General features: G+C 71.9%; 21 protein-coding genes. 11 read left to right on the top strand and 10 right to left on the bottom strand.

The genetic code is table 11. The annotated features are described in order from the left end of the window. Positions 1 to 1,266, top strand: a complete 1,266-nt coding sequence (serS, locus tag ABZ805_RS22840) for a serine--tRNA ligase (protein ID WP_358443745.1) — start codon at positions 1 to 3, stop codon at positions 1,264 to 1,266. On the opposite strand, the gene ABZ805_RS22845 is transcribed toward serS, so the two are convergent. Then, positions 1,267 to 1,902 carry an endonuclease gene (locus ABZ805_RS22845; RefSeq protein ID WP_358443748.1) on the bottom strand — a complete coding sequence of 212 codons (636 nt, stop codon included), beginning with the start codon at positions 1,900 to 1,902 and terminating at the stop codon, positions 1,267 to 1,269. A gap of 106 nt (positions 1,903 to 2,008) precedes the next feature. Here ABZ805_RS22845 and ABZ805_RS22850 point away from each other — a divergent pair, with 106 nt between their 5' ends. Continuing rightward, a complete protein-coding gene (locus tag ABZ805_RS22850) occupies positions 2,009 to 2,626 on the top strand; it encodes a cupin domain-containing protein (RefSeq protein WP_358443751.1) in 618 nt (205 codons plus the stop codon). A 49-nt stretch (positions 2,627 to 2,675) separates the two neighbouring features. Here the strand turns inward: ABZ805_RS22850 and ABZ805_RS22855 are convergent, their stop codons facing one another. Beyond that, the gene (locus tag ABZ805_RS22855) at positions 2,676 to 3,548 is read right to left on the bottom strand and encodes an LLM class flavin-dependent oxidoreductase (protein ID WP_358443754.1); all 873 of its coding nucleotides are present in this window, start codon (positions 3,546 to 3,548) and stop codon (positions 2,676 to 2,678) included. 176 nt (positions 3,549 to 3,724) lie between these two features. On the opposite strand from ABZ805_RS22855, the gene ABZ805_RS22860 reads away from it, so the two are divergent. Beyond that, positions 3,725 to 4,534 carry an HAD family hydrolase gene (locus tag ABZ805_RS22860; protein ID WP_358443756.1) on the top strand — a complete coding sequence of 270 codons (810 nt, stop codon included), beginning with the start codon at positions 3,725 to 3,727 and terminating at the stop codon, positions 4,532 to 4,534. Between the two features lie 95 nt (positions 4,535 to 4,629). Here ABZ805_RS22860 and ABZ805_RS22865 read toward each other — a convergent pair whose 3' ends face one another. Beyond that, positions 4,630 to 5,856 (bottom strand): glycosyltransferase 87 family protein, encoded by a 1,227-nt coding sequence (locus ABZ805_RS22865; protein WP_358443759.1) that lies wholly within the window; start codon positions 5,854 to 5,856, stop codon positions 4,630 to 4,632. Between the two features lie 266 nt (positions 5,857 to 6,122). On the opposite strand from ABZ805_RS22865, the gene glf reads away from it, so the two are divergent. The 5 genes from glf to ABZ805_RS22890 all read left to right on the top strand — a co-directional run bounded on the left by glf (position 6,123) and on the right by ABZ805_RS22890 (position 12,172). Next, positions 6,123 to 7,316 (top strand): UDP-galactopyranose mutase, encoded by a 1,194-nt coding sequence (gene glf / locus ABZ805_RS22870; RefSeq protein WP_358443762.1) that lies wholly within the window; start codon positions 6,123 to 6,125, stop codon positions 7,314 to 7,316. 1 nt (position 7,317) lies between these two features. Next, positions 7,318 to 9,291, top strand: a complete 1,974-nt coding sequence (locus ABZ805_RS22875) for a glycosyltransferase (protein ID WP_358443765.1) — start codon at positions 7,318 to 7,320, stop codon at positions 9,289 to 9,291. A 120-nt stretch (positions 9,292 to 9,411) separates the two neighbouring features. Then, positions 9,412 to 9,930, top strand: a complete 519-nt coding sequence (locus ABZ805_RS22880; protein WP_358443797.1) for a phosphatase PAP2 family protein — start codon at positions 9,412 to 9,414, stop codon at positions 9,928 to 9,930. A gap of 139 nt (positions 9,931 to 10,069) precedes the next feature. Continuing rightward, positions 10,070 to 11,092 carry a decaprenyl-phosphate phosphoribosyltransferase gene (locus ABZ805_RS22885; protein ID WP_358443799.1) on the top strand — a complete coding sequence of 341 codons (1,023 nt, stop codon included), beginning with the start codon at positions 10,070 to 10,072 and terminating at the stop codon, positions 11,090 to 11,092. Between the two features lie 138 nt (positions 11,093 to 11,230). After that, positions 11,231 to 12,172, top strand: coding sequence for a hypothetical protein (locus ABZ805_RS22890; RefSeq protein WP_358443768.1), 942 nt, complete (start codon positions 11,231 to 11,233; stop codon positions 12,170 to 12,172). 18 nt (positions 12,173 to 12,190) lie between these two features. Here ABZ805_RS22890 and ABZ805_RS22895 read toward each other — a convergent pair whose 3' ends face one another. From ABZ805_RS22895 to ABZ805_RS22915, 5 genes are all read right to left on the bottom strand, one after another. After that, positions 12,191 to 13,468 carry an NAD(P)/FAD-dependent oxidoreductase gene (locus tag ABZ805_RS22895; RefSeq protein WP_358443770.1) on the bottom strand — a complete coding sequence of 426 codons (1,278 nt, stop codon included), beginning with the start codon at positions 13,466 to 13,468 and terminating at the stop codon, positions 12,191 to 12,193. Next, positions 13,465 to 13,866, bottom strand: a complete 402-nt coding sequence (locus ABZ805_RS22900; RefSeq protein ID WP_358443773.1) for a GtrA family protein — start codon at positions 13,864 to 13,866, stop codon at positions 13,465 to 13,467. Before ABZ805_RS22900 ends, ABZ805_RS22895 begins: the two co-directional genes overlap by 4 nt. Then, entirely contained in the window at positions 13,853 to 14,830 is a 978-nt protein-coding gene (locus ABZ805_RS22905; protein ID WP_358443775.1) for a glycosyltransferase family 2 protein, read from the bottom strand. The genes ABZ805_RS22900 and ABZ805_RS22905 overlap by 14 nt, the downstream gene beginning before the upstream one ends. A 234-nt stretch (positions 14,831 to 15,064) precedes the next feature. Further along, a complete protein-coding gene (locus ABZ805_RS22910) occupies positions 15,065 to 18,391 on the bottom strand; it encodes an arabinosyltransferase domain-containing protein (RefSeq protein WP_358443779.1) in 3,327 nt (1,108 codons plus the stop codon). A 97-nt stretch (positions 18,392 to 18,488) separates the two neighbouring features. Next, positions 18,489 to 19,583 carry a helix-turn-helix transcriptional regulator gene (locus ABZ805_RS22915; protein WP_358443782.1) on the bottom strand — a complete coding sequence of 365 codons (1,095 nt, stop codon included), beginning with the start codon at positions 19,581 to 19,583 and terminating at the stop codon, positions 18,489 to 18,491. Between ABZ805_RS22915 and ABZ805_RS22920 the strand changes: the two genes are divergently transcribed. From ABZ805_RS22920 to ABZ805_RS22930, 3 genes are all read left to right on the top strand, one after another. Then, positions 19,576 to 19,800 carry a zinc finger protein gene (locus tag ABZ805_RS22920; protein ID WP_224958415.1) on the top strand — a complete coding sequence of 75 codons (225 nt, stop codon included), beginning with the start codon at positions 19,576 to 19,578 and terminating at the stop codon, positions 19,798 to 19,800. The genes ABZ805_RS22915 and ABZ805_RS22920 overlap by 8 nt on opposite strands. A 1,058-nt stretch (positions 19,801 to 20,858) precedes the next feature. Further along, positions 20,859 to 21,080, top strand: coding sequence for a hypothetical protein (locus tag ABZ805_RS22925; protein WP_358443785.1), 222 nt, complete (start codon positions 20,859 to 20,861; stop codon positions 21,078 to 21,080). Between the two features lie 120 nt (positions 21,081 to 21,200). Beyond that, on the top strand, positions 21,201 to 22,067 hold the full coding sequence (locus tag ABZ805_RS22930) for an alpha/beta hydrolase (RefSeq protein ID WP_358443788.1): 867 nt from the start codon (positions 21,201 to 21,203) through the stop codon (positions 22,065 to 22,067). A gap of 88 nt (positions 22,068 to 22,155) precedes the next feature. Here ABZ805_RS22930 and ABZ805_RS22935 read toward each other — a convergent pair whose 3' ends face one another. After that, positions 22,156 to 23,127: a hypothetical protein gene (locus tag ABZ805_RS22935; RefSeq protein ID WP_358443791.1), complete on the bottom strand. Its 972-nt coding sequence runs from the start codon at positions 23,125 to 23,127 to the stop codon at positions 22,156 to 22,158. Between the two features lie 308 nt (positions 23,128 to 23,435). Beyond that, a complete protein-coding gene (locus ABZ805_RS22940) occupies positions 23,436 to 24,740 on the bottom strand; it encodes a hypothetical protein (protein WP_358443794.1) in 1,305 nt (434 codons plus the stop codon). Positions 24,741 to 25,167: the final 427 nt, after the last annotated feature.

Below are 25,167 nucleotides of genomic sequence, written 5' to 3' on the forward strand. Positions count from 1 at the left end.
GTGATCGACCTCAAGACGCTTCGCGAAGATCCGGAGGCCGTGCGCGCCTCGCAGCGCGCCCGAGGTGAGGACGCGTCCCTCGTGGACGCGCTGCTCTCCGCCGACGAGCGTCGCCGGTCCGCGGTGTCCCGCGCCGACACGCTGCGCGCCGAGCAGAAGCAGCTCGGCAAGCAGGTCGGCAAGGCCAAGGGCGAGGAGCGGGACGAGCTGCTGGCCCGCGCCAAGGACCTCTCCAACCAGGTCAAGCAGGCCGAGGCCGAGCAGACCGAGGCCGACGCCGAGCTGCTCAGCACCCAGAAGAAGGTCTCGAACATCGTCGAGCCCGAGACCCCGCCCGGCGGCGAGGACGACTTCGTGGTGCTCAAGCACGTCGGCACCCCGCGCGAGTTCGACTTCGAGGTGCGGGACCACCTGGACCTCGGCCTGGGGCTGCGCGCGTTCGACATGGAGCGCGGCGCGAAGGTCGCGGGCGCCCGGTTCTACTTCCTCACCGGCATCGGTGCCCAGCTGGAGCTGGCGCTGCTGAACATGGCCGCCGCCCAGGCCACCGCCGCCGGGTTCACCCTGGTCGTGCCGCCGGTGCTGGTCCGGCCGGAGATCATGGAGGGGACCGGGTTCCTCGGCTCCCACTCCACCGAGGTGTACCGGCTCGAAGAGGACGACGCGTACCTGGTCGGCACCTCCGAGGTGCCGCTGGCCGGCTACCACTCGGGCGAGATCCTCGACCTCGCCTCCGGGCCGCTGCGCTACGCGGGCTGGTCCACCTGCTTCCGCCGCGAAGCGGGCTCCTACGGCAAGGACACCCGCGGCATCATCCGCGTGCACCAGTTCAACAAGCTGGAGATGTTCGTCTACTGCCGCGAGGAGGACTCCCGCGCCGAGCACGAACGGCTGCTCGCGTGGGAGGAGGAGATGCTCGCCAAGATCGAGGTGCCGTACCGGGTGATCGACACCGCGGCGGGCGATCTCGGGGCGAGCGCGGCCCGCAAGTTCGACTGCGAGGCGTGGGTCCCGTCCCAGCAGGCCTACCGCGAGCTGACCTCCACCTCGAACTGCACCACGTTCCAGGCGCGCAGGCTCAACACCCGCTACCGGGAGGCCGAGGGCCCGAACGCCATCGCCTCCACGCTCAACGGCACGCTCGCCACCACCCGGTGGATCGTGGCGATCCTGGAGAACCACCAGCAGCCGGACGGTTCCGTGCTGGTGCCGGAGGCGCTGCGGCCGTTCCTCGGTGGCCGGGAAGTGCTCGAACCGGTCGCCTGATCACGCCGACGCGGTGATCTCCCGGAGGAGCCCCTTCTCCAGCGTGATGCGCACCAGGGCGGCGGAGAAGCGGGCGCAGTCGTCCGCGGGCACCAGTTCCGCCAGCCGGTGCGCGTCCGCGGGCAGGCCCGCCTTCTCGGCGCCGGAGAGCGCCTTCTGGTCGAAGTGCGGGCGCAGCTCCGGCCACACCGCCTGCGCTTCGCGGCAGAAGATGTGCGCGCCGACCGGGCCCAGGCTCGGTACCTCGCGCAGCAGCCGCTGCACCTCGGCCGGATCGCCGTCCGCCGCGGCGCGCATCCGGCGCAGGTCGCCGCGGTAGCGGTCCAGGACCAGTTCGGCGCCCCGGCCGAGCGCGGTCGCCGTGCTCTCGTCGTAGCGGACGTAGTGGCCGCGGCCCAGCGCGTCCACCCGCTGCTGCCAGGTCGCGTCCCGCATCCGCTCGGCGGTGGGGAATTCGCCGAGCTCGCGGGCCGCGGACACCGCGATCTCGGCCTTGATCCGGGTGGACAGCAGCACCGACAGCACCAGCAGCCGGTACAGCGGGGACGGCTTGTCGGCGAGCGCGATGCCCGCCTGCTCGGCGTAGGTGGTGCCCGCTTCGCGCACCAGCGCGCGGGCGGTGGACCGTTCGGACATCTCGGCACCTCCTCGGGCCCGGCCTACCCGGGCGTGCTCGCGGCCACACCGGCACGCGGGGCCCGATACCGGGATGCGCGGTGGACCAGCGCTTATGGTGGTGGGCGTGGCGGATCCATCAGCTGAACGACAGAACGCGCCCGGCGACGGCGCGGACGGCCGCGGACTGGCGGGCATCGGCGAGCGGGTCCGCCGGTTGCGCACCGAACGCGGGCTGTCCGGGACCGGACTGGCCGAGGCGGCGAAGCTCACCGAGGAACGGCTCACGGCCGTCGAGGACGAGCAGGTGACGCCGACGTTGCCGGAGCTCACGGCGGTCGCCGGCGCGCTGGACGTGGCGCTCGCCGAGCTGTTCACCGATGCCGTGCCCGGCCCGGCCGCGGTCGTGCTGCGCGGTGATGAGGTGCCCACCGTCGAATCCGGTGATCTCGCGGTGCAGGTGCTCACCCCCCGCTCGGTGCTGCCGGGGATGTACGCGGCGCGCTACCGGCTGGACCCGACGAGCGTCGGGGTGCGGCCGGTGCAGCACGAGGGGCACGACTGGTTGTACGTGCTCAGCGGCGAGCTGCGCATCGAGTTCGAGCAGGACTCGGTGACGTTGCGGCCCGGGGACAGCGCGAGCTTCGGCGCGACCGTGGCGCACCGGCTGGTGGTGCCCGGCGGCGAACCCGCCGAGTTCCTGGCCGTGGGCGCCACCCTGCTCACCACCGACCCGCCCGCGTAGGGGATCGGGGCCCGTCCGGCCGCTGGTCGAACGGGCCTTCCACACCGGGTCAGAGCTCGGGGAGGACCTCGGAGGCGATCTCCTCGACGGTGGACTCGGTGCCCTCGTACGGGGAGTCGGTGCGCGGCCAGTGCGTCACGACGTCGGTGAAGCCGAGCTCGGCGGCGCGGCCCACGACCTCCTTGAAGTACTCCACGCTGCTCATCGAGTACGCCGGGGCCGCGTCCGCCTGCAGGTAGCGGTGGACGCGGGCCGGGGCCTTGCCCTCGGCGGCGAGCGCGTCGTCGAACTTCTTGGTCAGCTCGCCCACGCCGCGCCACCAGGACTCGACGTCGTCCCCGCCGTTGCCGGTGGTCACCCAGCCCTGCCCGTAGCGGGCCGCGAGCCGCATGGCGCGCGGCCCGTTCGCGGCGATGACGAACGGCAACCGCGGCAGCTGCACGCAGCCGGGGGCGCGGCGGGCCTCCACGGCGGTGTAGTGCTCGCCGTACCAGCTGGTGTTGTCCTGGGTGAGGATCTTGTCGAGCAGCTCGACGAACTCCTCGAACCGCTCGGTCCGGTCGGCCGGGGCGGGCGGCTGCCCGCCGAGCACCGTGGTGTCGAAACCGGGCCCGCCCGCGCCGATGCCGAGCGTGATCCGGCCATCGGAGATGTCGTCGAGCGCGGTGATCTCCCGGGCGAAGTGCACCGGGTGCCGGAAGTTCGGCGAGGCCACCAGCGTGCCCAACCGGATCGTGGAGGTCACGGTCGCGGCCGCGGTGAGGGTGGGCACCGCGTCGAACCAGGGTTTGTCGACCAGCGACCGCCAGCCCAGGTGATCGTAGGTCCAGGCGTGGGCGAAGCCGTACTCCTCGGCCATCCGCCACAGCGGCTCCGCAGCCCACCACCGGTGTTCGGGCAGTATCACAATCCCAACGCGCACACCGCTGACCGTATCGGTACCACCCGGACGGGTTCGACCCTGTTCGAGCTCTTGACCAGGTTTCGTGCCTGCGGCACGTCGGAGTGGTCCGCGGCCGATCCTGAAAGATCCACACTGTCAGGTGAAGCCCGATTAATCAGCCACGGCCGGGGCGCCGTCTCGCCAGCATGTCCCGCGTGAACAAACCCGCGCTAGTCGCATCCGATGTGGACGGAACGCTGCTGGACCCGTCGGTCCAGGTCAGCGAGCGGACGGCGCGCACCGTGCGCGCCGTCGTGGACGACACCCCGTTCGTGCTGGTCACCGGACGACCACCACGATGGGTGCCGCAGATAGTGGATGGTCTCGGCGTGGCCGGGATCGCGGTGTGCTCGAACGGCGCGGTGGTCTACGACGCCGAGGCCGACCGGGTGGTGCACCGCACCGAGATGGAACCGGAGCAGCTGCGCGACGCGGCTCGCGACCTGCGCGAGGCGCTGCCGGGCTGCACGTTCGCGGTGGAGCGCTCCACCGGCCGGGCCCGGGACGACGTGGCCGAGCAGTTCCTCGCCGAAGCCGGGTTCCACCGGGTCTGGCCGAACCGGGACATCCGGGTGGTGGAACGCGCCGAGCTGTTCGACCGGCCCGCGGCGAAGTTGATGGTGCTGCACGAGGACAGCCGCACCGACCTGGTGCCCGCGGTGGAAGAGGTGCTGGGGCCGCGGCTGTGCCTGACCTGCTCGATGGGCGGCGGCCCGGTGGAGCTGTCCGCGCCGGGCGTGGACAAGGCCAGCGGGCTCGCGTTCGTCGCCGACGCGTACGGCGTCCCGCCGGACGCGGTGATCGGCTTCGGCGACATGCCCAACGACATCCCGATGCTGGACTGGGTGGGGCACGCCGTGGCGATGAGCAACGCGCACCCGGGGGTGCTGGAGATCGCCGACGAGATCACCACCTGCAACGGGCAGGACGGGGTCGCGCAGGTGCTGGAGCGCTGGTGGCCGTGACCCGCTGACCCGGCGCCGCCCGCGGGCGGCGTGAAGATCCGATGAACATCCGACGGCGCCGTGTTCGGACTGGGGAGGCGGACACGGCGTCCTGGCTAGACCCCGGTGCCGACGCGTTCGGCGACCGGTTCCACCGCGGGCCGCGGCCGGTGCAGCAGCTGCGCGGCGGCGCAGGCGATGAGGAACCCGATGCCCAGCAGCGCGTAGGAATTGCCCACGACCTGCTGCGAGAACGTCCACTGGAGTTCCCGGTCCCCGGTGTTGGGCAGGTACCAGTGCGGCGCGACGAGCACCGTCAGCGCGCACAGCCCCGCGTACATCGCGATCCCGTACCAGCGGTGCCGCCAGGCCATCGCGAACACCAGCACCAGCGCCGGACCGGCCCACACCCAGTGGTGCGACCAGGAGATCGGCGAGACCAGCAGCACCAGCACCGCGTTGACGACCAGCGCCAGCGGCACGTTCCGGGTGCGCAGCGCGTACCGCATCCCGAGCACGGCGAGCACCAGCAGCACCAGCGATCCGGCGATCCACAGCGCGTCCAGCGCCGACCCGGTGATGTCCTGCTTGGCCAGCAGGCTGCGCAGCGTCTGGTTCCCGGCGTACACCGCGCCGATGTCCTCGCCGGTGGAGAACATCTTGTCCAGCCACCAGTCCGCGGAGTCGTCCGGCGCGGCCAGCAGCCCCAGCAGGACCGTCCCGGCGAAGGTCACGGCCGTCACCGACATGGCCCGGAAGTCCTTGCGCAGCAGGAACAGCAGCAGGAAGCCGAGCGGGGTGAGCTTGATGGCGGCGGCGATGCCGACCAGCAGCCCGCGCGGCCACCGGGTGCGCGGCAGCAGGCAGTCGGCGGCCACCAGTCCCATCAGCAGCAGGTTGACCTGCCCGTAGTTCACCGTGTCCCGGGTCGGTTCGATGATCGTCATGAACGGCAGGGCGACCGCGGTGGCCACCGCGACGGAGCCGGCGTTCGGCGCCAGGTACGGCGAGGAACGCGCCAGCGAATACGCGGTCAGCAGGATCGACAGGTGCGAGATCACCGAGACCACGACGACGGCGGCATCTCCGGACAACCACCACAGCGGGGTGAAGGCGATCGCCGCGAATGGCGGGTAGATGAACGGGAGGGTCGTGCTGTCCGGGGATTCGGGAGTCAGATCGCCGTAGATCTCGTAACCGTTCAGCCACGCTCGGGCACCGAGCCGGTAAATCTCGGTGTCCATGTAGCCGCGGGTGTCGATCCAGTGCACGAACCAGATCGCCAGCGCTTCCAGGACGATCGCGGCCACCAGCAGGTATCGGCCGTCTCGGACCTTGGACACGCCTGAGATCACCTTCCAGGTCCGGGAGCGGGCCGCGGCGATGCTACCGAATCCGACTCGCCGGTCTTGTCGCCCCGGAGAGCGACGCCGAGCCCGACGGCGACTCCGGAGGGTGCTGGGAGGTCACTGTTCGTGGTACGCAATCGGTCCTGATCGGACTTGGTGTCACCCGTAGGACCTGCAAAAACACGTGTCGTAGTCGATTCGGGACGGGAACCTCAACGCGGTTCCCGGGCGCCGTCGGCTGGCCGCTACCCTCGACGGCTGTGAGCTTCGCAGGCTATGACCTGATCGTTGTTGGCTCCGGATTCTTCGGACTGACGATCGCAGAGCGCGCCGCCACCCAGCTGGACAAGCGGGTGCTGGTGCTGGACCGACGTGACCACATCGGCGGAAACGCCTATTCGGAACCGGAACCGGAAACCGGTATCGAGGTGCACCGCTATGGGGCGCACCTGTTCCACACCTCGAACAAGCGGGTGTGGGAGTACGTGAACCGGTTCACGGATTTCACCGATTACCAGCACCGGGTGTTCACCCGGCATGAGGGACAGATTTACTCGTTCCCGATGAACTTGGGCCTGCTGTGCCAGTTCTTCGGTCGCGCGTTCTCCCCGGACGAGGCCAAGGCGCTGGTCGCGGAACAGGCGGCCGAGATCGAGACCGCCGACGCCCAGAACCTGGAGGAGAAGGCGATCTCCCTGATCGGCCGTCCGCTGTACGACGCGTTCGTGCGCGGCTACACGGCCAAGCAGTGGCAGACCGACCCGAAGCAGCTGCCCGCCGCGAACATCACCCGGCTGCCGGTCCGCTACAACTTCAACAACCGCTACTTCAACGACACCTACGAGGGTCTCCCGGTCGACGGCTACACCGCCTGGCTGGAGAAGATGGCGGAGCACCCGAACATCGAGGTCAAGCTCAGCACGGACTACTTCGACGTCCGCGCCGAGCTGCCCGCCGACGTGCCCGTGGTGTACACCGGCCCGCTGGACCGCTACTTCGACTACTCGGAGGGCGAGCTGGGCTGGCGCACCCTCGACTTCGAGTCCGAGGTCGTGCCGACCGGCGACTACCAGGGCACCCCGGTGATGAACTACGCCGACGAGAACGTGCCGTACACCCGGATCCACGAGTTCCGGCACTTCCACCCCGAGCGGGAGGACCGGCACCCGAAGGACAAGACGGTCATCGTCCGGGAGTACTCGCGGTTCGCCGAGCACGGCGACGAGCCGTACTACCCGATCAACACCGGCGACGACCGGACGAAGCTCGAGGCGTACCGCGAGAAGGCGAAGGCCGAGGCCAAGGAGCGCAAGGTGCTCTTCGGCGGCCGGCTGGGCACCTACAAGTACCTCGATATGCACATGGCGATCGGCTCGGCGCTGAGCATGTTCGACAACAAGCTCACCCCCTATTTCACCGAGGGCCGTTCGCTGGACGGCTCGCTGGAGGACTGACGTGACCGACCGGACCCCCGACGAGTCCGCGGCCGCCACCAAGCGCGCCGGGACCACGGCCGAGAGCAAGACCGGCGAAGCGGCCACCACCCGCTCGAAGAGCCGCAAGGTGGCCCCCGAGCAGGTGCTGCAACGCGTGGTGTTCCCGCGCGGCGAGGACCCGCTGGACGTGCGCGCGCTCTACATCGACGAGCCGCAGACCGGCACCACCACGGTGGTGTCCCGGCGCTCGATCAAGGTGCCCGCGCACTCCAAGATCTCGCTGGCGTCCTACTTCAACGCCTTCCCCGCCAGCTACTGGAAGCGGTGGACGAAGGTCGACGAGGTGGTGCTGCGGCTCAAGGTCAAGGGGGCCGGTCGGCTCGACGTCTACCGCTCGAAGGCCAACGGCGACAGCGTGCACCTGGAAGGTGCCCCGGTCGCCAGCCCCAAGGCCTGGACGTGGCTGGAGTTCCGGGTCTCGCTGAAGCCGTTCGAGGACGGCGGCTGGATCTGGTTCGACCTGTTCACCAACGACAGCGCGCTGGAAGTCGACGAGGCGGCCTGGACCACCGACGTCGCGCTGCCGCGGCAGCGGGTCGTCGTGGGCACCACCACGATCCGCCCGGCCGACTGCGTCGTCGCGCTGCAGACCCTCGGGGAGGACCCCGAGGTCATGGCCGTGGTGGAGAAGGTCGTCGTCGCCGACCAGGGCGGCCAGAAGATCCGCGACACCGAGGGCTTCGAGCTGGCCGCCGAGCGGCTCGGCGACAAGCTGCAGGTGATCGAGCAGGCCAACATCGGCGGCTCCGGCGGCTTCACCCGCGTCATGTACGAGGGCGTGCACAACTCGGACGCCGAGCAGGTCCTGCTCATGGACGACGACATCGCGCTGGAACCGGACGGCGTGCTGCGCGCCAACGCGTTCGCCCGCGCCGCCAGCCACCCGGTGATCGTCGGCGGCCACATGCTGAACCTGCAGGCCCGCTCGCGGCTGCACAGCATGGGCGAGGTCGTCGACGTCGGCGTCGGCATCTGGCGCCCCGCGCCGGGCGCGGTCACCGACTACGACTTCGCGAAGACCCCGCTGCGCAAGAGCAAGAAGCTGCACAAGCGGATCGACGCGAACTACAACGGCTGGTGGATGTGCCTGTTCCCGCGTGAGGTCATCGAGAACTCCGGGCTGCCGCTGCCGCTGTTCATCAAGTTCGACGACTCGGAGTACTCGCTGCGCGCGGGTGCGCACGGCTACCCGACGGTGACGCTGCCGGGCGCGGCGGTGTGGCACATGCCGTGGACGGACAAGAACGACGCCACGGACTGGACCGCCTACTTCCACACCCGCAACCGGCTGGTGATGGCCGCGCTGCACAGCCCGGAAGAGGTCCGGCAGATCCTGGTCAAGCAGGGCTTGAAGCTGACCCTGCGGCACCTGCTGTCGATGGAGTACTCCACGGTGGCGGTGCAGCAGAAGGCCATCGAGGACTTCCTCGCCGGCCCGGGCGACCTGTTCGACTCGCTGCGCACGGCGCGTCCCGACGTGCTGGAGCTGCGCAAGAACTACGACGACGCGAAGACGCTGCCCTCGGCTCGCGAGTTCCCGCCGCCCTCGGCGGACCCGATCATGGCGGAGGGCCTGCTGAAGCCGCCGGTGAACCCGGCGGTCATCGCGGCGCGCGCGTCGAAGGCGCTGCTGCACAACCTGAAGGAACCGGACCAGGCGGCGGGCGAGCGGCCGCAGCTGAACATCCCGGCCGACAGCGCCCGCTGGTTCCTGCTCGGCGCGCTGGACAGCGCGACCGTGTCCAACGCCGACGGCAGCGGGGTGTCGTTCCGGCGCCGCGACCCGGAGGAGTTCCGCAGGCTCGGGCTCCGCGCCCTGGCGAACTACCGCAAGCTGGCCCGCGAATGGCCGCGGCTGCGCGAGGTCTACCGCTCGGCGCTGCCCGAGCTGACCAGCCCGGAGTCCTGGAAACAGGTCTTCGACCAGAAGTGATCGACCCCGTGACCTGTGTGCCCCGACCCCGGAGACGAAGTGGCTGCTGAACCGACTACGACGACTCCCGGCGCGTCCAGCGCCGCGGAGCGGGAGTTCATCCCCGGCACCGAGGAACCGATGCCGGAAGTCACCACCGAGACGCTCGCCCTGCGCAAGGTGCAGGGCGCGCTGGCCAAGCCGCCGGTGGTCAAGGCGGCCCGCGCGATGTCGCTGTTCGGCGAGCACGCGGCAGGCTGGCTGGCGATCGGCGCCGTCGGCGCGCTGGTGGACCGCAAGCGGCGCGGCGAGTGGGTCGCGGCCGCGGCGGGGGTCGCCTTCGCGCACGGGGCGTCCATCGGGGTGAAGCGGGTCGTGCGGCGCAGCCGCCCCGGTGACCCGCAGGTGCAGGTGCTGGTCGGGACGCCGAGCAAGCTCAGCTTCCCGTCCTCGCACGCCACCTCGACGACGACGGCCGCCGTGCTCTACGGCGGTCTGCTGGGCAAGCGGCTGACCCCGGCGCTGGTGCCGCCGATGATGGTCAGCCGGATGGTCCTGGGGGTTCATTACCCGAGCGACGTGCTCGCCGGTTCAGCGCTCGGCGGTGCCGTGGCGCTGGTCGTCCGGCGGTTGACGAGACGGCGGAGGAACCGTGGCTGACAAGAACGAGACCGGCGCGACCGTCAGCGAACCCGAAGGCGGGATCGACGAGGCCGCGGCGAAGACCGAGGTGGACGGCGGGACGGAGAACTCCGCCGCCGGCCGCGCGAAGGCTCCGGTCGAGACCGACGCCGAGCAGGTGCGCGAGGTCGAGGCCGACGCCGAGGGGTCCATCGGCTCCGAGGCGGGCGGCAGCGCGGCCGCGCTGGAGGAACCCGAGGCGAAGGCCGGCGACGAGAAGGACAAGTCCTCCGACGCCTACCACGCCAAGGTCACCGCCAAGGCGGGCACGCCCGCCGGCCTGATCAGCGGCCTGATCAAGGAACTGCGCCCCAAGCAGTGGGTCAAGAACGTCCTGGTGCTGGCCGCCCCGTTCACCGCGGGCGCGCTGCTCAACACCGAGGTCGTGCTCGACGCCGCCCTGGCGTTCGTGGTGTTCTCGATGGCCGCTTCGGGCATCTACTTCATCAACGACGCCATCGACGTCGAGTCGGACCGCCAGCACCCGACCAAGCGGAACCGGCCGATCGCGGCGGGCCTCATCCCGGTGCCGATCGCCTGGGTGGTGGCGGTGCTGCTGCTCGGCGGCTCGCTGGCCATCTCCGGTGTGGTGAGCTTCGGGCTGCTCACGGTGATGGCCGTGTACATCGCGGTGCAGCTGGGCTACTGCTTCGGCCTGAAGCACCAGCCGGTGATCGACCTGTGCATCGTGGCCTCCGGCTTCCTGCTGCGCGCGGTCGCCGGTGGTGCCGCGGCCGGGCTGGAGATCACCCAGTGGTTCTACATCGTGGTGGCGTTCGGCTCGCTGTTCATGGTGGCGGGCAAGCGCTACGCCGAGGTGAAGCTGGCGGCCGAGACCGGCGCGAAGATCCGCAAGTCGCTGAAGGCGTACTCGCCCTCGTACCTGCGGTTCGTGTGGGCCATCGCGGCCGCGATCACGATCATGACGTACTGCCTGTGGGCGTACGACATCCGCGAGATCGAGCAGTCCCGCTGGGGCATCATCTCGATCATCCCGATGGTGATCGCGATCCTGCGGTACGCGGTGGACGTGGACAAGGGCGTCGCGGGCGAGCCGGAGGAGGTGGCGCTGAAGGACAAGGTGCTGCTGGTCCTCGGCGCCATGCTCGCGGGCTGCCTGTTCCTCGCGTACTACCTGTAGGACGATCCACCGACAGCGCCCGGCCGGACCTCGGCCGGGCGCTGTCGCGTGCCCGGGGGCCGAGCTCTCCTGAGGGCATTCCCGGCACCGCCCGCCGTGCTTCACCTGCGCCGGGCGCGCGGACGTTCGATGGGCCGCGTGCTCCGAACGAACCTGAACCTCCTCCCCGGTGCCCGGCGATGCCTGGGCGCCGCCGCGGCGGGCGTGGCGCTGCTGGCCACGCCGGGTATCGCCACCGCCGCCGATCTCCCCTCCGGATCGACGGCCGCGCACGTCGTGGTCGACGACGCCACCGGCCGGGTCGCCTCGCAGCAGAACGAGCACCAGGTGTTCCGCTCGGCGTCCGTGGTCAAGCTGCTGATCGCGCTGGACTACTTCGACCGGCTGGGACCGTCCGGCGAGATGTCCGCTGAGGACCGCGCGATGCTCGAACCGATGCTGCGCTCCAGCAACGACGACGCGGCCAGCGCCTTCTGGGTGCGCGGCGGTGGCGCCGAGATCATCGAGCGGTCGGTGGCCGAGCTCGGCTTGGCGGACACCGTCCCGCCGCCCGCGGACGACGCCGGGGTGTGGGGCTACACCGGCGTCAGCGCCGCCGACGTCGCCACCACCTACCGCTACCTGCTGCACGAGGCGAGCCCGCGGGCTCGCGACTTCGTCCTGGGCAACCTGGAGAAGCACACCCGCTGCGCCGCGGACGGCTTCGACCAGTCCTTCGGACTGCCCAGCGCGACCGACGAGGACGTCGCGGTCAAGCAGGGCTGGGCCGGTTTCGGCGAAGGGCCCGAGGACGGGCAGGAGTGCGCCGCCTCCGACGACCCCGCCCTGACCCGCTCGCTGCTGGCGTCCCCGGAGGTCGCGCGGGCGAAGGCGGCGGCTCCGGCGGAGGCCGCACCGGAGGCCGCACCGGGGGCGCGCGCCGCCGCCGGCGACCTCGACCTGACCCGGAAGGCCATGCACACCACCGGAATCGTCGACGGCGAGATCGTCGTGCTGCTCACCCTCCAGCCCGAGCAGACCGACTGGCGGACGGCGACCGAGGCCGTCACCGCGAAGACCACCGAGCTGCTGGAACGCTGACCCCCGGCCGGGGGTCGCTCAGGCGGCCCCCGCCGGCCGGTCCAGGCCGAGGTCGCGGATGGTGTCGTGGGCCATCTGGATCGCGTAGCTCTGGCCGCGGTCCTGCGGGTAGATCTGGGACATCGTGGCGAGCGTGACACCGGGCATCGAAGTGGTGTGCTCGGGGATCAGGTCCCGGTACTCGGGGGTGACCACGGGCTGCGCGAACCCGGCCTTGGAGAAGTGCCAGTCCCGGATCCACGACTCGTCGAACTCCGGGTTCAGCTTCCGCAGCCACGGGACGTAGTGCGCCAGCAGCTCCGAGGGCTCGGTGGTGAACCGCCAGTCGTCCCGCGGCACGTAGTTGCCGACGTAGACGACGTGCCGCCCGCCGTACTCGGCGCGGTCGACCATGTTGGTGTGCTCGACGACGGCGAGGAACGGGAACTCGGTGTCGTTGATGTTGAGCCAGTAGTACGGGATGACGCTGCGGTCGCACTCCAGCACGAAGCAGGTGGCGCCCAGGTACTGGTTGCGCCACAGCACGTCGTCGGACTCGATGTCGGCGGCCTGCGCGAACACCGGCTGCGGGACGGTGACGACGAGCCGGTCGAACTCGTAGGCGGTGCCGTCGGCGGTCTTCACCTCCACCGAGTTCGGCTGCCGGATGGAGACCACGGGCTTGCCGAACTCGACGCGCCCGCCGCGCTCGGTCACCGCGTCCAGCAGCGCCCGGTACACCTTCTGGAACCCGCCGTGCACGTAGCCGAGCCCGAAGGTGCGGTAGTGGATCCGCGCCCACAGCCAGGCCATCGACACCTGCTCGGCGCGGTCGCCGAACTTGCCGGTCAGCAGCGGTTCCCAGATGGTCTCGGTGACCCGCGGCCCGGCCCAGCGGCGCATCCAGTCGAGGGCGCGCACCGAACCGAACCGGGACCCGTCGCGGACCGCTTTGAGCGCGGCGGAACTGGCGCCGAACCGCAGCCGGTCGAGCAGCGAGAACTTCGGGAACCGCAGCATCTCCAGCGGCGTGCCGAACGGGTGCAGCTCGCCGTCCAGGTAGACGCCGGTGGTGGGGGAGTGGAACCGCAGGTCGTCGGCCAGGCCGAGCTCGGTGATCAGGTCGATCATCGCCCGGTCGGTCTTGAAGCTGTGGTGGTAGAAGCGCTCCAGCGGGGTGCCGCCGACCTCGATGGACGCCGCGAGCCCGCCGAGCTCGGCGGAGGCCTCCAGCACGGTGACGTCGTGGCCCGCCTTCACCGCGTCGAACGCGGCGGTCAGACCGGTGGCACCGGCGCCCACGACACCCAGCTTCATCCGAAACTCCATCTCTTGTTGATCAGGTATTGCAGCACGACGACCAGCGGGATCGCGGCCGCCTTCACCAGGTTCGGCGTCACCCCGAACAACCCGGAACCCAGCTGCAGCAGCAGGAACGTCACCGCCATCCCGGCCAGCCCGACGCCGTAGAACCGGGCGAAGCGGACCAGCAGCCGGTCCCGGGTGCGGAAGTTCAGCCACGCGTTGAGCACGAAGTTGTTCGCGATGCCGATGCTGGTGCTGATCGCGTTCGCGAGCTGCTCGTGCAGCCCGCAGGTGTTGAACAGCAGCAGGAACACGAGGTAGTCGAGGGTGACGCCGCTGACGCCGATGATCCCGTACAGCACCAGGGCGCGGCTCGGCCTGGGCAGCCGGCGCTGCTCAACCCTCGTCACGCCGGATCACCTTGCGCACGATGTAGAGCGGGCGCTGGCGCACCTCGTCGTAGATCCGCCCGATGTAGCTGCCGATCACGCCGAGCGACAGCATCTGCACGCCGCCGAGGAACAGCATCACCACCATGATCATCGTCCAGCCGGAGACGGTGATCTGCGGGAAGAACAGCCGTAACGCCACCGCGTAGAGGATGCCCAGCGCGGCCAGCCCGAGGCTCAGGAACCCGATGCGGGTGATCAGCTTCAGCGGCGCGGTGGAGAACCCGGTGACCCCGTCGGCGGCGAGCCGCACCATCTTGCGCAGCGGGTACTTCGTCTCGCCCGCGGCCCGCTCGTCCCGGTCGAACAGCACCTCTTCCTGCTGGAAGCCCATCGAGGCGACCATGCCGCGGATGAACCGGCTGCGCTCCCGGTAGCCGCGCAGCTCCTCGGCCGCGCGCCGGTCCAGCAGCCGGAAGTCACCGGTGTCCACCGGGATGTCCACTTCGGCGAGGCTGTGCAGCAGCCGGTAGTAGGAGTGCGCGGTGAGCCGCTTGAACCGGGTGTCGCGCCGGGTCCGCCGCCGCGCGGACACGATCTCGGCGCCGCCGCGCCACGCGTCGATCATCTCGATGCTCACCGCGGGCGGGTCCTGCAGGTCGGTGTCCATCACGACCACCGCGTCGCCTTCGGCGTGGTCCAGCCCGGCGGTGATCGCGATCTGGTGGCCGAAGTTGCGGGCGAAGTCCAGCACCCGCACCCGCGGGTCGGCCTCGGCCAGCTCCCGCAGCACGGCCAGCGAACCGTCGCGGGAACCGTCGTTGACGTACACGAACTCGTAGTCCAGGTCGGGGCGGGTCCCGGTGGCGGCGACCAGCTCGCGGTGGAACCGGCGCAGGCCGTCCTGCTCGTCGTACACCGGCAGCACGTAGGAGATGAGCGAACCCGTGGCCGCCTCCTCTGTCCGCCGGTCTGGCGAGGGCACCGGCACTGCTCGGCTGATCGTCTCGGCCACCTGACTCCCCCTCATCACCGTCCCCGCGTTCGCGTGGACGCCGCGCGCGGCGGATCGGTTGCCCGTCGGTCGGGCGATCCGGCGCGGTTCGTCCGGGCGGGGAACGGCTCGGGGTGCCCGGCTCGACCAGTTTTCCGCATCGGGCCACCGCGGTGCACCGGCAACGCGTGATCGTTACCCACCGGTCCGGTGACGTCCGCGCGGTCAGGGGTGCAGGTTTCCCTCCTCGAAGGGGTAGGCGCCGTCGCCGTCCGCACCGCCCTGCAGCACCCGGTGGGTGCGCTGGTCGTAGGCGTCGCGGTCCAGGTCGTAGCGCACCGACAGCACGTGCCCCCAGGTGAACCCGGGATCGCCGCGCAGCCTGCTCGGCGTCTCCAGCCGCCGGGACTGGCCGAGCACTCCGGTGAACACGCCGCCGTAGGACGGGTCGAACGCCATCGAGCCCTCCCCGGCGGGCGGGGTGATGAGCAGGCCGGGGCTGTCCGCGGTGCCGTGCGAGACCCGCGGGTAGTCGACGTAGCAGGGGAACAGGAAGCTGATCGGCCAGTCCACCAGCGCCGGGATGCCGCCGTCGAGCACGTCGCGCAGCGGCACCACGTCGCGCACCGCGGGCCCGCTGAACGCGAGCCAGCCCTGCTCGTCGGTGGTGGTGTCCACGGCGTGCAGCCGGACCCGGTCGGCGCGCGCGGGCAGGTCGGCGGCGGTGACGGTGATCAGCCGCCAGGAGCCGAAGTCGCGCCAGTCGGCGGGCCGGCCCATCCGCGGGTCGTCGTAGGGCAGCTGCCGCGGCGGGGTGTCGCGCAGCGCGCGGGTGCCGAGCTCGCGGACCTGGTCGCCGGTGCGGCCGCCGAACTGCAACTCCAGCTCGTTGCCCTGCTCGGGCCGCCCGGCGACCCACACCGACAGCTCCTGGCCGCTGCGCAGCGCGGGCAGGTCGAACCAGCCGGTGGTGACCTCGCCGGTGGTGGCGGGCCCGTCGCGGAGGCTGTCCCACATCAGCGGGCCTGCGTCGGTGGGTTCCGCTTCGACACCGGTGGGGCGCAGCGCGAGCTCGCCGGGTTCGCGGCGCAGCAGCGGTTCCTGCGGCGGGCGGCCGGGACGTTCGCGGTTCGCGGCGAACGCGGTGGCCGGGGGCTCGGCGTCCCCGGCGCCGGAGGTCTCGGAGGTCGCGGTGCCGGAGCTCTCGGTGCCGGTTTCCCCGGTGCCGGTTTCCCCGGTCGAGCCCGGTGCGGCCCCGGTGTCGTCGAGCGGCCCGTCGGCGATCCGCAGCACGCCGTCCTCGGCCAGCGGCAGCGTCTCCACCTCGTTCTCGATGCCGCAGCTGCGCGCCCGCACGCTGTCCCAGCTGGAGCGGCCCACCGAGAACGCGCCCGCCTGCGCCGGGGCCTGCGCGAACGAGCCGAGCAGCACCACCACCATCACCAGCGCCGACAGGGTGAACAGCGCCGAGGCGGGCAGCGTCCACGCCCCCGCGAGCGCCCGCATCCGCACCAGCCCGAACCCGAGCAGGCCGACCACCGCGGCCAGCAGCAGCCACGGCAGCGGACCGTCCAGCGGCAGGCCCAGCGGCCGCACCGCGGTGTCCGACCACGCCACCCCGAAGTCCGAGTACTGCCACCACGAGTTCGGCCCGGTGAACGCGAGCGCCGCCAGCACCGCGCCGCCGACCGCACCGGCGACGCCGAGCTGCCGGGATTCCCGCTTCGCCCCCGGCAACGCCCCGACCCTGGCCAGCAGCACCACGGTCACCGCCAGCAGCGCCGGTGCCACCCCGGCGAGCGCGCCGAAGTGGTGCGTCCACTTCGACGGCGTCAGCCACAGCGCCGCGAACACCGCGACGACCGCCCCCACCAGCAGCGGCAGCTCCGGCATCCCCACCGCCCGGTGCAGCCGCCGCAGCACCGCCGCGGAGGCCAGCAGCACGGCCGCGATCGCCAGCAGCACCGCCAGCCGCTTGCTCGCCGTCCCCCAGGTGCTGGTGCCCAGCAGCTGCTCGTACCGGTCGATCTCCTGGTACCAGCCGAGGCTCGGCCCGAACTTCTGGTGGATCTCGGTGGCGCGGCGGAACCCGGTCCAGCTGGTGCCCGCGAACATCGCCACCACCCCGACCGCGCCGAGGCAGCACAGCAGCGCGGCGCGCGTCGGCACGGTCATCCAGCGCGGCAGTTCCCCCGGTGCCACGAGCACCCGCCGGATCCGCGGCGCGAACGCCAGGACGATCAGCAGCGCCGCCACCCCGGTGGGCGTGACGGCGACGGTGAGCCCGGTCAGCAGCGCCGCCCCGCCCAGCGGGCCGAACGGTGCCCGCGCCCCGGGCGCGGTGGCGCGCAGCAGCAGCGCGACGATCGCGGCGGTGCCGAGCGCGACGAAGGCCTCCGGCCGGATGCCGAGGTCGAACGGCAGCCAGCAGGCGAGGAAGAACACCGCGGCCAGCAGGTGCACTCCGGCTCGCCGGACGCCGCGGCACAGCGGGGCGACGATGCCGTGCGCCAGCACCAGCCAGGTCACCATCCCGGCGACGACGCTCGGCACCCGCAGCCACGCGGGCGCGAGGCTGTACTCGGACACCCAGCGCATCAGGTGCTGCACCAGGGTGAACGGGGCTTCGGAGGCGTTGAACCAGCGGTAGAAGTTGCCGATGTCCCCGGTCGCCGCGTGGTTCCGGACGGTCAGCATCGCGAAGCCGTCGTCGTCGCTGATCGGCCCGATGACCAGCCAGGACGCCAGCACCGCCGCCACGATGGCATCAACGAGCAATAATGCTGCCGTGCGGTAGCGGATGCGGGCGAGCGCCGCGCGCCGGATCGCGGCCCAGGTCGGCGGGGTGTGCGCGACGAGCAGCAGCAGCGCGGCCGCGGCCAGCAGCAGCGCCGCCCCGATCAGCGACAGCTTCAGCGAGCTCGGCGCGGTCTCGAACCAGGTGTAGGCGCGGGCGGTGACGGACAGCTCGGCCGCCTGCTCCGGGGCGAGTCCGGTGCGGAACGCGAAGACCTCCGGCGCGGGCACGTCGGGCAGCACGATCGCGGGCAGCCCGCCGACCGCGACCTCGGTCCGGTGCGCGTCGGCGCGGACGGTGAGGTCGCAGTCCGCGGGCAGCGGCGGCAGCGGGACGGCGCGTTCGCCGAGCACCAGGTCCGGGACGCCGTCCTCGGTGCGCAGCACCAGCCCGTCGCGCTCGCTGCCGGGCGGCGTGGTGGCCAGCAGCAGCACCGGCTCCGGCCGGTCCAGCGCGGCCCGCAGCACGGGGCACGGCACGGTCGCGGTGAACTCGGCGGGGCGGTACGGGGCGAACAGCGCGGTGGTGGACACCGCGGGCTCGTCGGCGGCGGGCCAGCTCACTTCGGTGCGGTCGGCCCACACCGGCGCGAACGGCAGGGCGAGCGCGCAGCAGAGCCCGGCGACGCCGACCAGCAGCGCCACCACGTGCGCGGTCCACCTGGCGCGCCGCGCCGCGGGAGCGGTCAGCTCGTCGAGGGGGCGTCGCGCTTCCCCTGGTGCACGGTCCGAGCGGATCGGGCTGCTGGGCTCCACGACACCGTCCTCAAGAAGATCTTCCCCGTCGCCGCGGGATCATTCTTGCGCACGCGTCGTGGACGGCTCCGGTTGCCGTCGTCGCCCGGTCCTCGGGTCAGCGGATTTCGTCGAGCAGCGTCGCGGTGTCCCCGGGGCTCAGCGACGCCGCCCTGAGCCGGGCGAACGCGGTGTCGTACCACTCGGTCTGCGCCGGTCCGTCCAGGTAGTCGGCGTTGCTGAGGTGCTCCAGGTAGACCAGCCGGCCCGGTGCGGGCTGCTCGTAGTGCAGCAGCTGGAACGAGGTGCCCATGGCCGCGTGCGCGCCGGCGCCGAACGGCAGCACCTGCACGGTGATGTTCGGCCGCTCGGTGAGGTCGCGCAGGTGCGCGAGCTGCTTGTGCATCACGGCGCAGCCGCCGACCGGGCGGCGCAGCACGGTCTCGTTGAGCACCACGGCCACCACCGGCGGCTCCTCCCTGGCGAGCAGCGCCTGCCGGTCGGTGTTGACGGTGACGAGCCGTTCGAGCTCGTCCGGGTCGCGCCGCGGATCGACGGCGAGTGCGACCGCTTTGGCGTACTCGGGAGTGCGGAACAGCGCGGGAACGAGTTCGGACTCGTACGCGCAGAGGGTGGCGGCGATGCTTTCCATCGCGACGAATCGCTGCGCCCAGTCCGGAACGCGAATGTGATTCCGTTTTCGGGCTTGGCGGGCGAGCTGCAGAACGGTTTCCGCGTGCTCTCCGGGAACGCCGTAGCAGTCGATGAGCAGCCGCACATCTCCGGGTCCGATGGTGGCCTTGCCCGTCTCGATCTTGCTGATTTTCGGTTTGGTGCATTCCAGCGCGTTCGCCGCCTGCTCCTGGGTCTTTCCGCAGCTCTCGCGCATGTCCCGCAGCAGCCTGCCGAGCTGGAGGCGGGCCACGGGAGGGCCGGTGATGCTCATCGGTGGCCTTTCGATCGAAACAGGGGATCGAGTCCAGTTGTTCCAGTGCGCGGACCCGTTCGCAATCAAGATCATCCGAATGGGTAGTTCCTCCGGGAATGAACTCTCTTTATCGTTCAGGTAGACCGGTTCCGGCTGCGCGCCGAACGTTCGGCCAGAACGGCGGCGAGAACGGTGCGGCGGCCCGGAATGTCCCGGATTTCGGCGAGCGGGCAGGCCGTGAAAGCGGTGCCCGCGGCGGAGGACGAGGAGGTTCGCGGTGTTCATCAGGTTGGCCGGTCCGGTCGCGTACTGGCGCCCGGCGAAGGGCGAGCGGCACGCGTTGTCCGCCGAGCAGCGGCCGTATCCCGGGCAGGTGCGGGATGCGCTGTGCGGGCTGCGGTTCACGATCAACGAGCCCAGCGATTGCGACTGGTTCGCGGAGTCCTGCGCGGACTGCCTCGCCAGGGCGAAGGCGCTGCGCGACGCGAGGGAGCAGGGATGAGCGCCGAGCAGCTCGGGGCCGTGGTCGCCGGATCGATGCTGCTGGCCGGGGTGCTGGCGCTGGTGCTCCCGCTGCGCGGGGGCCGGGGTGAGCACGGCGGCGCGGGGCCGGGCACGGTCACCGTCGACCGGCTGCGGCGGAACTCCCGCGGTGCGCCGGTGGCCGAGCGGGTCCCCGCTGGTGCGCTGCGGGATTCCGGTGGTGTGCTGCGGGATTCCGCCGGAGCGTTGGGGGTTTCCGGTGGTGCGCCGCGGGATTCCGCCGGAGCGCTGCGGGTTCCCGCTGGAGCGTCGCGGGTTCTCGCTGGAGCGTCGCGGGTTTCCGGTGGTGCTCCGCGGTCGCGGCGGAACGGCGGCCTTCGGGAGCGGCAGGCCGTGGCGGTCACTCCTGCCGTCGCTGCCGGACTGTCCGCACCGTCCAGTCCGCGCGCACCGTCCGGTCCGTCCGCACCGTCGGGCCCGTCCACGCCGTCCGCGCCCTCGTCGAGCGGGCGGGTGACGGACCGGCGCGCGCTGGACCGCGCGGCCCGGATCGCGGGGAGCGGTGCGGTGCCGCCCCGACCCGTGCTCGGTGCGGACGCGCCGCCGCTGCTCGCGGCCCGCCGGCGGCCCCGGTTCGCCGCGGACCGGGTGGCAGCGGACCGGGTGGCAGCGGCGGGGTCGCCTGCACCGGCGTCCGCCATATCGGGAGCGGGCACATCGGGGTCGGCCATACCGGGGCCGGGCACGCCGACCTCGGCGGCGGAGCCGTCCGCGCCGGAACCCGCCCAACCCAAGCCCGCCCAACCCAAGCCCGGTCCGCCCAAGCCCGGCCCACCGAAACCGGGTCCGCCCAAGCCCGGCCCCCCGAAGCCCGGCCCTCGGTCGGCCCCCGCGATCCCCGTTCCGGCCTCGCCCGCATCGAGCCCGCTTGCATCCGCCCCGCCCGCACCGGCCCTGCCTGCATCGGTCCTGCCCGCATCGGCCCGGTCCGAGTCAGCCCGGTCCGCATCGGTCCTGCCCGCATCAGCCCGGTCCGAGTCGGCCCGGTCCGAGTCGGCCCGGCCCACCCAGGTGGCCGTGCTCGCCGCCCCGGGCGAGGACGTGCCGGACGAGGAGATCACGTGGCCGGAGCAGGACCCGCAGGAGCGCGCGGGCAGGCACCGGCTGCACACCGACGACTGGTTCTGCTACCGGCTGGAGACCGCGCTCGCGCTGCGCGCGCACCGGGAACGCCGCCCGGTCGCCCCGCTCGCGCCGCCGTCGCGCGTCGATATTCGCTTGCCCGGTGCCCTACTCTGAACTCGTGATCAGCTGACGAAGTCGCCCGCTCGCCACGTCGAGCCGCCCCGGACCGCGGCCGCGGAGTCCGGGCATCCCACCACGTTCCGGCGCGACCGCGCGCCGTGGAGATGAGGCCTCATGTCAGCGAATCCCACCATCGTGCTGGTCCACGGCGCCGCGAGCACCGCGGGCGTCTGGGCCCCGCTGCAGCGCGAGCTGGCGCTGCGCGGCGTGCGCAGCCTCGCGCCGGACCTGCCCGGGCACGGCCTGAACGCGCACCACCCGCCGAGCTACTACCAGTCCCCGCAGGACCTGGCGGCGTTCGCCACCGCCCCGTCCGCGCTGGCCGGGATCGGGATCGACGACTACGTCGAGCACCTGGCGGGCCTGCTGCGCCGCGTCGCCGAGCACGGACCGGTGCTGCTGGCGGGCACCAGCGCGGGTGGCATCCCGATCACCGCGGTCGCGGAGCGGTACCCGGAGCTGGTGGACCGGCTGGTGTACCTGTCCGCGTGGTGCGCGGTGCGGTCGGAGTCGGTGGCGGATTCGGCGAGCTGGCCGGAGCACACCGGGAACCTGCTGGACGGGGTGGGGTGGCCGGTCCTGGGCGATCCGGCGCGGCTGGGCGTGCTGCGGTTCAACCTGCGCGACGCCGATCCGGCCCGGTTCCGCGCGGCGAAAGCCGCGATGCTCGCGGAGGGCACCGACGACGAGTTCCGCGCCCTGGTGGACGTGCTGGAGCCGGACGCGAACGTGCGCATCGCCGGGGAACGGGTGCCTGCGACGGCGGAGCGCTGGGGCCGGGTGCCGCGCACGTTCGTGCGGTTCACCGCGGACCGCTGCACCCCGCTGCCGGAGCAGGACCGCATGATCGCGGAGGCGGACGCGCTGGCGCCCGGGAACCCGTTCGACGTGCGGACGCTCGACTGCGGGCACGTCGCGTACTTCTGCCGCCCGGTGGAGTTCGCCGATCTGCTGACCGGGCCGGCCGCCGACCTCGGGTAGTCCGCAGTGGACGAACGAACCGGTGAACGGCCCCTCCGCCGGGAAAGCGGGTGGGTGGGCCGTTCACCGGCGGTGCTCCGTCAGCGGATCACCAGGGCGCGTCGCTGATCGCGCCGGTGGCCGGGTCGCGCAGGATGTAGCCACCCTGGAAGTCGACCTGGACGCCGCCCTCGACCTCGTGCGGGTCCGACGTGGGGTAGCCGAGGTAGCCGGAGTAGCGGTCCAGGTCGTACCAGTGCCGCAGCACGTCGCCCCGCAGCCAGTGCGCCCCGGATTCCGGGGACCAGTAGAGGGCTCCGGTCTCCTGGAGGCCGGAGAACTCGTTGAAGCGGCCGACGCCGTCGTCGGCGACCTGCTCGTCGGTCGTCGGGTAGCCGAGCTCGCCGGTCTCCCAGCCCTGCGCGGCCCACGCTTCGCGGATCGCGCCCTGCACCGAGTGCGCGTCCGTCTCCTCCGACCAGTACACCGAGGCGCCGTCCCCGTTCGGGCCGACGAAGTGGTTGTAGCTGCCGGATCCGTCGGCGGTGGCGGTGGTCGTCTTCGTCGGGTAGCCGAGATAGCCGACCTCCCAGCCCTTCGACTCCCAGAAGTCCCGGATCGGGCCCCACACGCCCTGCGCCCCGGTCGCGTCGGTCCAGTAGATCGAGGCGGGGCCGGTCGCGTCGCTGCCCGCGAACTGGTTGTAGCGGCCGACCCTGTCCGGCGCGACGCGCTCGTCGGCCTCGGCGGCCCCGAGCACGGCGTAACCGCCGATGTCGGTGTACCGGGCGGCGATGTCGCCGTGGATCTCGGTGACCCCGGTGGCTTCGGTGTGGAACAGCCAGCCGTACTGGTACTGCTGGTAGGTGGTGTCGCCGTCGGACTGCTGCGAGTCGACGGGGTCACCGAGCAGCTGCCGCAGGCCGGCGTCGTTCCAGTACCGCTCTTCGATCGGTGTGAAGGCCTGCTGCTGGACCTGCCCGGCGGGTTCCGGTGCGGCGGCCGCGGTGGCGGCGGGCCCGGCGAGGGCGAGCGGCACGGCGGCCGCGGCGAGCATGATTCCCCAGTTCCTGGTGTTCAAGTCACGTCCCCTTTTCGCTTGCACAGCAAGGAATTTCGTACGACTTGAGCACGCGGGCCGGGGGCGGCCGGTTGCCCCGGACTTCGACGTTCACCGGTTCGGCCGCATCGGCCGGGTCCACTGGGGAGCAGGTGAGGTCGCGAACTCCGCGCCATCCGCGCGAAAACGGGCCCGGAACGGAGCGGGACGGAGCCGGACGGGGCGGGAGCGCGAACGGGAAGAGGCGCGCCTGACGGACCCCACTCCGTCAGGCGCGCCTCAGATCATGACCCGTTTCCGTTGTACCAGCCGGATTCCGGGATCGCCCGTCAGCGCTTCGGGAAGTCGACCACCCGTCCGCCATCTCGGTGCCAGTCGACGTACCCGAGTTCGAACTCGGTGCTGCGACCCCACGGCACGTCGTGCTCGCCGCGCACCGGGTAGCCCAGGTAGGACCGCTCCCAGCCGAGCGCGGACCAGCGGGCGCGGATGCCGCCGTACACCTCGACGGCCCCGGTCTGCGGCGACCAGTAGATCGAGCCCGCCCCGGTGTCGCCACCGGTGAAGTGCGCGTACCGGCCGCGCCCGTCGGGGGCGGTGAGCTCGTCGGTGGTCGGGTAGCCGAGCAGCCCGTTCGGCCCGCTGAGTTCGAGGTACTGGTCGCTGATGGCGCCGCGCACCGAGTGCGCCCCGGTCTGCGGGCTCCACGCGATGCCGGCGGCGAACTCGCCGTCGCCGTCGAACCGGGCGTACTTCCCGCGCCCGTCGGCGGCGGTGATCTCGTCGGTGGTGGGGTAGCCGAGCGGGCCGGCTTCCCAACCGGATTCGGCCCACTTGTCCCGGATCGCACCGAGCACCACGTGCGCCTCGTTGTCCCTGGTCAGGTAGATGGAGGCGCCGCCGGGGCGGGAGAAGTGGTTGTAGGCGCCGAGTTCGTCGGGGGTCGTGGTGGTGTCGGTGGTGGGGTAGCCGAGCGAGGTTCCGGCGCCGTGCTCGGACCACTTCTCCAGGATGGGGGCGCGCAGCAGGTGCGCTCCGGTGCCGCTGGTGAAGTAGATCGCCGAGGCGGTCTCCTTGCCGTCGAGGCTGACGAACTCGGTGTAGCGGGCGCCCGCGTCGTCGGTGAGCTCGTCGGTGGTGGGCACGCCGACCACGTCGTGCGCGCCGAGCGCGACGAACCGGTCGAGGATGCCGCCGAAGACGATGTGCACGCCGGTGTCGGGCGTCCAGTAGAAGCGGGCGTGCTCGTACTCGCGCCAGCGCAGCGCGTCGTGCTCGATCTCCTCGTCGCCGAGCGGGTTGCCGATGGCGTCCTTCACCGCGCGGGGCAGCGCCGAGTAGCGCGCTTCGATCTCGCCGTCACCGGGGCGGGCGGATCCCTCGCTGGTGGGCGCGGTGCTGGGGGCGCTGGTGGTGCTGGGCGCCGAGCTGGTGGGCGGCGCGTCGATCTGTTCGGTCGCGTCGCCGAGGAGCGGGAGTTCGATGGTGTGCTCGGCGCTGGTCTGCGTGGTGCTCGGGCCGCCGAGGAGCCCGCTGATCGGCTGCGCTTCCGCGTGGGCGGCACCGGGCAGCACGGTCAGGACGCACAGAGCCGCCGCGCTGACGGCGGCTCCGGCGAGTTCGGTGACGGTCACTCCTTGCCCCTTTCGAGTCGTCACCTTGTGATCGCCGGAAGGGGCGGTGGAGTTGCACTCTGTTACCGATTCGAGTCCAAGTTTCCTATCGCAATCGTTTTCGGACTTTTCCGGCTCGGCGCGCAACCGATCGACGATCACCACACGTGTTCATCGATCGGGGTCGTATCGCCAGCGCAAGGTGGATCCGAGTCGGATCGGACGGGACGGGAGTCGCTGATCCGGCACGCGGAGTCAGCAATTTTCCCCGGCAACGTTCCGTGTTCGCCGCAACGCCGTTTGCTCCGTCCGGACCCGGTTCGCTGCTCCACCGCTCTTGCCGCGCCGGGCCCGGACGTGCGGAAGCCCCCTCCGCCGGAGGGGGCGTGCGCGGGGGTCGGCGGGGGGGGTGGGCCGGGCGGCCGGGGGGGGCGGGCGCGCCGCGGCG

It is taken from the genome of Saccharopolyspora sp. NPDC047091 (assembly GCF_040643635.1).
Classification (GTDB): Bacteria; Actinomycetota; Actinomycetes; order Mycobacteriales; family Pseudonocardiaceae; genus Saccharopolyspora_C.

Excerpts from the sequence above, each read along its gene's own strand:
- ABZ805_RS22880 (WP_358443797.1), top strand. The coding sequence starts at position 9,412 with ATGCCGGAAGTCACCACCGAGACGCTCGCCCTGCGCAAGGTGCAGGGC.
- ABZ805_RS22930 (WP_358443788.1), top strand. The coding sequence starts at position 21,201 with ATGTCAGCGAATCCCACCATCGTGCTGGTCCACGGCGCCGCGAGCACC.
- ABZ805_RS22895 (WP_358443770.1), bottom strand. The coding sequence starts at position 13,468 with ATGAAGCTGGGTGTCGTGGGCGCCGGTGCCACCGGTCTGACCGCCGCG.
- ABZ805_RS22845 (WP_358443748.1), bottom strand. The coding sequence starts at position 1,902 with ATGTCCGAACGGTCCACCGCCCGCGCGCTGGTGCGCGAAGCGGGCACC.
- ABZ805_RS22915 (WP_358443782.1), bottom strand. The coding sequence starts at position 19,583 with ATGAACACCGCGAACCTCCTCGTCCTCCGCCGCGGGCACCGCTTTCAC.